Genomic DNA, 6,378 nt, shown 5'->3' on the forward strand with positions numbered 1-6,378 from the left:
CGCCTGCACCTTGCGCACGCCCACCGCGCCGGCCTCGGCCATCAGCGCGAAGAGGCTGTCGATGTGCTCGGGGGTGAGGGCGGGGGGAGCAGGCTCCATGAGAACAAAGATAGAACATCAACAGGCGGATGTCAAGGTTTCCCGCGTCCTTTCCCGCTCACCAGGCCGGGAGTAGATGGCCGCGAAGACTCCTACTTCCGATAACGCTGGCTCCGAGCGGATCGGTTCGACCCCTCCCGCACGCCCAGGCTTTGGCGCCCGTGGCGCACGGCAAAGGTGGCGTGTGTTTCTACTCTTCCGATTGACGGGGACAGCCCACTGTTCGTGTTTTGTTCTTGACTCAGTGTTTCGCATCTGCGATGATCGAACTGGGGCAAGCGAGGCCGCGAGGCCACTGACTGGCGCTGAATGGAAGTCGGTTGGAACCTGAGTCTCAGTCAATCCAGGGGGTAGATTTATGAGGCAAATTGATCCTGCGAGCCTGAGTGGCGAAGTCCTGGACCGATGGTACCGGCGGCCGCCTGCGGAGATCGAAGCGGAACGCCAGCGAGTCAAACAGCGGAAGGACGAGGCCTTCTTCGACGAAACGCCTGATCCGCATGACGTCGACCACCCGCCGGCAAGCCCGCCAACCGAGACCAGCGTGGGCGATCGCGATCTGGTGTGGGTCCCTGACGGGCCCAGGCGCTGGAGAGCTGGGGAGCGAGCGCCGAGCGGCGCACAGGCCGTCGATCCCCCCGTACGTTGGCGGGAAGCCCGCATAGCAGTTGCGCCCCCGCCAGCGCTGCTCCCATCTCCATCGGGACTTCAGGTCGGGCCCCCGCTCGATGGCATGGCCCAGGCGCCCGCCGCGACGGGCCGCGGCTTTTTCGGCAGATACCCGCCCGCGATGAACCCGGCCTTGGGGCCGGCCTACTTTCCAGGGTTACCGTCTCCGCTCAACTTCGTGGAGCCGCAGGTAGGCGGCTGGTTCCAACTCGGCGACGGGAGCGTTGCGAACAACGCCACCGAGGTCGAACGCCTCTATGCCGAACAGCAACGGCGGATGCAGGGAAAGGACGCGCCGGAGCCACGCGCCTACGCGCGCGCTGAGAACCGTCTGCGCGACGGCGAAATCCCGCTCGCGAGCCAACTGAAAAAGGGCGAGCGCGAACTCGATCCGACTTGCCATCCGAATGGGAGTTGGGAACTGGACCCCGGCTACAGTTTCTACCCCCAGCGAACGCAGGACTACGACGCGCAGATAACACATGCGAGGGGCGTCGATTATGTTGTGCGCAATCCCGGTGAGAAGCCGGTCAAGTTCGACGGTTGCGCCGTCTGGGATCCTCGCCACGAACTGCTTGAGGCGAAGGGACCCGGCTATGCAGCGCTCCTCGATCGGGCTTGGCGCTCCACCTTCGGAAAACTTGTCGAAGGGGCGCTGTACGGGCAAGGGGATCGTCAGGTTCGCGCCGCTCAAGGCCAGCCCATCGACTGGTATTTCGCGGAAGAGCCCGCCAAGGCGCGCTTGAAGACCGTGATCCCGAAACCGATTGAACTCCAATACACACCGGCGAGATAGCTACAGTCATGAGCGCCTTCACCAACGAGACGAACTACTACTCGCGGAAGTTTGAGTGCGGCTGGTCGTTGCGGGCGGAAGATCCGGTCGCGATCGCCGCGCGCGTGCAGGCGTTGGCGCGCAGGCTGGGGGACCTGGAGCCGGCCTACGGGGAGATGTGGCCGCTGCTTGCGGCCCGGGCCATCCGCCCGGGCCGTGACCCCGGGCCGGTGCTCGAGATGTCCGCGGAGGATCTCGGCGCCCTGATCGACCGCCGCGCTCGCTTCGACCCACCGCGCTATCCGCATCCGGTCGGCAAGGAGGGCTACAACCTGTTCCTGTCCGCCAACAGGAACCGGTACGACACCCTTTGCATCGACATGGGGGTAAGCGCGGGCGTCTACGGGGACGGGGCGAACAGGAACCGCGCGGACATCGGTCTGCACAACGAGAGTCCAGTCTCGCGGGACCCCGAACTTGCCCTGCGGGTGCTCTACAGCCTTGTGGAGACCCTGGGCGCGCAATGGGCCTGTGCGAGGGCTTACATCCAGCCTGAGGGGGGTGCGGGTGACGACAGCCGGCGCCCGTGGCTCGCCTGGTCCGCGGCAGGGCTGGAAGCACCGCCGTTTCCGTTTTCCGACGAGGAGGCCGGACCGCCGGCGGAGGTGCGCTCGGAGCGGGGCGGGGACCTCCTTATCTGGCCATGAGGTGTCGCTGGCGGATTGTACGCCGACGTAGGCGCACTGCCGGCCGCTTGCCCTTCCCACCCCTCGCTCTTCGCTGCGCTGGGCGAGCGGCGCCGCCTTCCCGTGAACGGGAAGGGGAGGGAAGGGGGCGCCGGGCTTTCCCGACCTTTCAGGCGCGCAACGGCCCCTTGACCTCCCGTCCGTCAACCGCACCGGAATGCGTCCAACGCCACAGAGGACGCGCCCATGCCCACCTTCGAGACCCTGCTCTATGACGTCGCCGACGGGATCGCGACGATCACGCTGAACCGGCCCGACAAGCTGAACGCCTTCAACACCCAGATGATGAAGGAGATGATCGCCGCCTTCGACGCCACCGACGCCGACGACGCGGTCCGCGTGGTGATCGTCACCGGGGCCGGGCGCGGGTTCTGCGCCGGGGCGGACCTGTCGGGCGGGGCGGAGACCTTCAACTACGACGCCCGCAGCGAGGCCGACAACGCCGCGCGCCGGATCGAGGGCGCGCAGCGCGACGGCGGCGGGCTGCTGACCTTGCGGATCTTCGACAGCCTGAAGCCGGTGATCTCGGCCTGCAACGGCCCGGCGGTGGGCGTGGGGGTGACCATGCAGCTGGCCATGGACATCCGGCTGGCCTCGACCGCCGCGCGCTACGGCTTCGTGTTCTCGCGGCGCGGGCTGAACCCGGAGGCCGCCTCGTCCTGGTTCCTGCCGCACCTGGTGGGCGTCCAGACGGCGCTGGAGTGGTGCTACACCGGGCGCATCTTCCCGGCCGCCGAGGCCCACGAGAAGGGGCTGGTGCGCTCGGTGCACGAGCCCGACGACCTGCTGCCGGCGGCGCGCGCGTTGGCCCGCGAGATCGCCGACAACACCGCCCCGGTCTCGGTGGCGATCACGCGGCAGCTGATCTGGCGCATGGCCGGCGCGGCGCACCCGATGGACGCCCACCGCGCCGACAGCCGCGGCATCCAGGCGCGCGGCAAGTCCGGAGACGCCCGCGAGGGGGTGACCTCGTTCCTGGAGAAGCGGCCGCCGCATTACCCCGACAAGGTCTCCACCGACCTGCCGGACATCTGGCCGCACTGGACGCCGCCCGCCTTCAGCTAATGTTGCAGGATTGAATAACGCGGCCAACGGCGCCCTTAACGGGGCGCCGTTTCGTTTGCAGCCAGGCCGACGTGTTGCGCTGCACACCGGACCGCGCAGGTAGATTTGCGGTGGAATGTTTGTGTCGCGCAGGTCTTTTATTCTCCCGACAGGAGAGTCGCCGTTGCTCTATTTCTGTGTTGTGTGGACCGGCCGATCCAGATAATGACGGCGAACTCAACTAGTGAGTCCTCCAGCGTCACGTTCGGCGCGAACCTTTCGGAAACAAGAGCAGATGGACGAAAAGTCGGAAGTCATCGAGATGACGGCGGACATTGTCTCCGCCTATGTGGGCAACAACTCAGTGGCCGCCGCGGACCTTCCAGGCCTGATCCAGAGCGTCCACCGCGCGCTCGCGGGGGTTTCGTCCGGGACCGAGACGGTCGAGATCGCGCCGAAGGAGCCGGCGGTGCCGATCCGCCGCTCGATCACCCCGGACCACCTCGTGTGCCTGGAAGATGGGCGCAAGTTCAAGTCGCTGAAGCGGCACCTGCGCACCAAGTACAACATGAGCCCCGAGGAATACCGGGCCAAGTGGGGCCTGCCAAAGGACTATCCGATGGTCGCCCCCAACTACGCCAAGGCCCGCTCGGACCTGGCCAAGCAGATGGGCCTGGGCCAGGGCGGCCGCCAGGCGCCGCGCAAGAAGACGCGCTAGGGTCCGCACTCAATATCCGGAAAGACCCTGGGCCTCATCGCGTCGCGATCTTCGAACGCCCGCCGCACCCCGGCGGGCGTTCTGCGTTTTGGGCAGGACAGATCACTTCTGGGCACGATCACAGTTTCGGCTTGCCGCCCAATCGCGGATCAGACCAGAAGTGATTCGTCGGGATTCCAAGCTGTTACCAGAGACTCATCAGATGGCGGCGCAGATCGGTAAGCCCACGGCCGCGATCCGGGCGCATGCGGAGCTGTTCAGCTACTGGAGCTCGCTGAAGGCCGGCGGCCCGCTGCCGGTGCGCGGCCGGCTCGACCCCCGCGACATGACCCGGCTGCTGCCCACCGTCAGCCTGACCGAGGTGCTGCCGGGGGCCTCCATCGACTACCGCATCCGGCTGGCCGGGACCGGCCTTTACGGCGTCTATGGCCGCGAGATCACCGGCCAGCGGCTGGGCGAGGTCTACAATACCGCGGCGGCCGACTACTGGCGCGACGAGCTGGGCCGGGTGGTCCACGACCGCCGGCCGCGGGTGGGGATCCACAACCTGGCCTGGCGCGGCGCCTCGCACCTGTCGATCGTCTGGATGCGCCTGCCGCTGACCACGCAGGGCGCCGACGTCGACATGATCCTGGGCTACGACGCGGTGATCGGCATGGGCGCGATGACCAGCGGGATCCGGGCGGCCTGACCCTCATTCCGGAGCCGGGGCCCTAACCCCGCACCGCCTCGGCATCGCGGCGGATGCGGGCGACCATCGAGGCCAGGCCGTTGGAGCGCTGGGACGACAGGGCGCCGGTCAGGCCCAGGCCCTCGAACGCCGCCTTGGCGTCGAAGGCCAGGATCTCGGCCGGCGAACGGCCCGAATAGAGCCGCAGCAGGATGGCGATCAGGCCGCGCACGATGTGGGCGTCGGAGTCGCCGCGGAAGGCCAGGGTCCCGTCGGCCCGGGGCTCGGTCACCACCCACACCTGGCTGGCGCAGCCGCGCACCTTGTTGGCGTCCGAGCGCTCCGCGTCGCCGAGCGGCGCCAGGTCGCGGCCCATCTCGATCACATAGCGATAGCGCTCCTCCCAGTCGCCCAGGAGGTCGAACTCGTCGGTGAGCTCGGTCAATGCGTCGTCGATGGCGGCCATGGATGGGCGAGTTAGGGCGGCGGTGGCGCGGGCGCAACCGCGTTTCAGGCCAGCGGCAGGCGCACGGTGGCGGTCAGGCCCTGGCCCGGCGTCGAGGTCAGCTTCAGCCGCCCGTCCATGGCCTTGGCGGTCAGGTCGGCGATCGGCAGGCCCAGGCCGGCCCCCTCGGCCTTGCGGACCAGGGCGTTCTCACCCTGCTCGAAGGGGGCCATCAGCCGCGGCAGGTCGTCGGGGTCGACGCCGTCGCCGTCGTCGTGGATCGTGATCTCGACCACCTCGCCCCTGGCCTGGGCGCTGACCGTCACCTGGCCGCCGTCCGGCGAGAAGGCGACGGCGTTGTGCATCAGGTGGAACAGCAGCGAGCGCAGCCCGCGCGGGTCGGCCAGCACCGCCGGCAGGTCGCCGCGCCCCTGCACCAGCACCCGCACCCCGCGCGCTGCCAGGTCCGGCTTCAGGGTCGCCAGGGCGTCGTCGAGGGCCAGTTCCACAGGTTCGTGGCGCAGGGCGAAGTCCATGGTCCGGCCTTCGAGCCGGGCGATCTCCAACACTTGATTCACGAGTTTGAGTAACTTCTGACCGCTGCCGTGGATGATCGCGGCATATTCCTTGTACTGCGGCGCCCCCAGGGGCCCGTACAGTTCGGCGTTGAGAATTTCGGAGAAGCCGAGGATGGAGTTGAGCGGCGTGCGCAGCTCATGGCTGACCATCCGCAGAAAGGAGCGCTTGCGCTCCTCCATCGCCGCCTCGAGCCGGGCTTGCGCGCGGGCGTTGGCGTCGGTTCGGGGGTCGGCCGGTTGAGACATGGAACGGCGATACGCCCGGAAGGTCAGGGGCTGCAAGAAGGTCTGCGGCCGCAAGGTGGCGTACGCGGCTTACGAAATTGTTTCGGCGCGTGGCGCGCGCATGCGCCGGCTCGCGCGGACCAGGCTTCGCCGCTAGTCTCAGCCCCCTGGCCCAGGAGGGTCGACAGATTCGCATGACCCAGGGCCGCCCCGCATCCGCCAAGGCGCGGCGCCGCAGCGATGTGGCGTTCGCGGTGGTGTGGCACGCCGTCTTCGCCGTGGCCGTGGCAGCGACGCTGGGCGGGCTGGCGTGGCGCGGCCTGCCGCCCGGCGGTCCGGAGCTGCTGGCGCTGGGCGGCGTGGGGGCCGCGGCCCTGCTGGGCGCGGCGGCGTCGCTGGCGGGCGGCGC

Annotated in this window: 8 protein-coding genes; 6 read left to right on the forward strand and 2 right to left on the reverse strand. The window is 68.5% G+C overall.

The features are described from left to right. Positions 1-832 precede the first annotated feature (832 nt). From Q0R13_RS19475 to Q0R13_RS19495, 5 genes are all read left to right on the forward strand, one after another. On the forward strand, positions 833-1,564 hold the full coding sequence (locus tag Q0R13_RS19475) for a hypothetical protein (RefSeq protein ID WP_293907066.1): 732 nt from the start codon (positions 833-835) through the stop codon (positions 1,562-1,564). Between the two features lie 8 nt (positions 1,565-1,572). After that, positions 1,573-2,250, forward strand: coding sequence for a hypothetical protein (locus tag Q0R13_RS19480; protein WP_293907068.1), 678 nt, complete (start codon positions 1,573-1,575; stop codon positions 2,248-2,250). A gap of 225 nt (positions 2,251-2,475) precedes the next feature. Further along, positions 2,476-3,354 carry a crotonase/enoyl-CoA hydratase family protein gene (locus tag Q0R13_RS19485; RefSeq protein WP_293907070.1) on the forward strand — a complete coding sequence of 293 codons (879 nt, stop codon included), beginning with the start codon at positions 2,476-2,478 and terminating at the stop codon, positions 3,352-3,354. Between the two features lie 274 nt (positions 3,355-3,628). Continuing rightward, on the forward strand, positions 3,629-4,051 hold the full coding sequence (locus Q0R13_RS19490) for a MucR family transcriptional regulator (RefSeq protein WP_293907072.1): 423 nt from the start codon (positions 3,629-3,631) through the stop codon (positions 4,049-4,051). Between the two features lie 202 nt (positions 4,052-4,253). Continuing rightward, on the forward strand, positions 4,254-4,742 hold the full coding sequence (locus Q0R13_RS19495) for a PAS domain-containing protein (protein WP_293907074.1): 489 nt from the start codon (positions 4,254-4,256) through the stop codon (positions 4,740-4,742). Positions 4,743-4,764: 22 nt separating this feature from the next. On the opposite strand, the gene Q0R13_RS19500 is transcribed toward Q0R13_RS19495, so the two are convergent. Beyond that, positions 4,765-5,187 (reverse strand): SufE family protein, encoded by a 423-nt coding sequence (locus Q0R13_RS19500; protein WP_293907076.1) that lies wholly within the window; start codon positions 5,185-5,187, stop codon positions 4,765-4,767. Between the two features lie 44 nt (positions 5,188-5,231). Beyond that, positions 5,232-5,990: a HAMP domain-containing sensor histidine kinase gene (locus tag Q0R13_RS19505; RefSeq protein ID WP_293907078.1), complete on the reverse strand. Its 759-nt coding sequence runs from the start codon at positions 5,988-5,990 to the stop codon at positions 5,232-5,234. Positions 5,991-6,163: 173 nt separating this feature from the next. On the opposite strand from Q0R13_RS19505, the gene Q0R13_RS19510 reads away from it, so the two are divergent. Then, positions 6,164-6,378 (forward strand): hypothetical protein (locus Q0R13_RS19510; RefSeq protein WP_293907080.1); only part of this gene is annotated, 215 nt, incomplete at its 3' end.

The sequence above is a fragment of the Phenylobacterium sp. genome, assembly GCF_025351295.1.
In the GTDB taxonomy this organism is placed as follows: Bacteria; Pseudomonadota; Alphaproteobacteria; order Caulobacterales; family Caulobacteraceae; genus Phenylobacterium.

Coding starts and splice junctions, on each gene's coding strand:
- Q0R13_RS19480 (WP_293907068.1), top strand. CDS start 1,573: ATGAGCGCCTTCACCAACGAGACGAACTACTACTCGCGGAAGTTTGAG.
- Q0R13_RS19475 (WP_293907066.1), top strand. CDS start 833: ATGGCCCAGGCGCCCGCCGCGACGGGCCGCGGCTTTTTCGGCAGATAC.
- Q0R13_RS19505 (WP_293907078.1), bottom strand. CDS start 5,990: ATGTCTCAACCGGCCGACCCCCGAACCGACGCCAACGCCCGCGCGCAA.
- Q0R13_RS19490 (WP_293907072.1), top strand. CDS start 3,629: ATGGACGAAAAGTCGGAAGTCATCGAGATGACGGCGGACATTGTCTCC.
- Q0R13_RS19500 (WP_293907076.1), bottom strand. CDS start 5,187: ATGGCCGCCATCGACGACGCATTGACCGAGCTCACCGACGAGTTCGAC.
- Q0R13_RS19495 (WP_293907074.1), top strand. CDS start 4,254: ATGGCGGCGCAGATCGGTAAGCCCACGGCCGCGATCCGGGCGCATGCG.
- Q0R13_RS19485 (WP_293907070.1), top strand. CDS start 2,476: ATGCCCACCTTCGAGACCCTGCTCTATGACGTCGCCGACGGGATCGCG.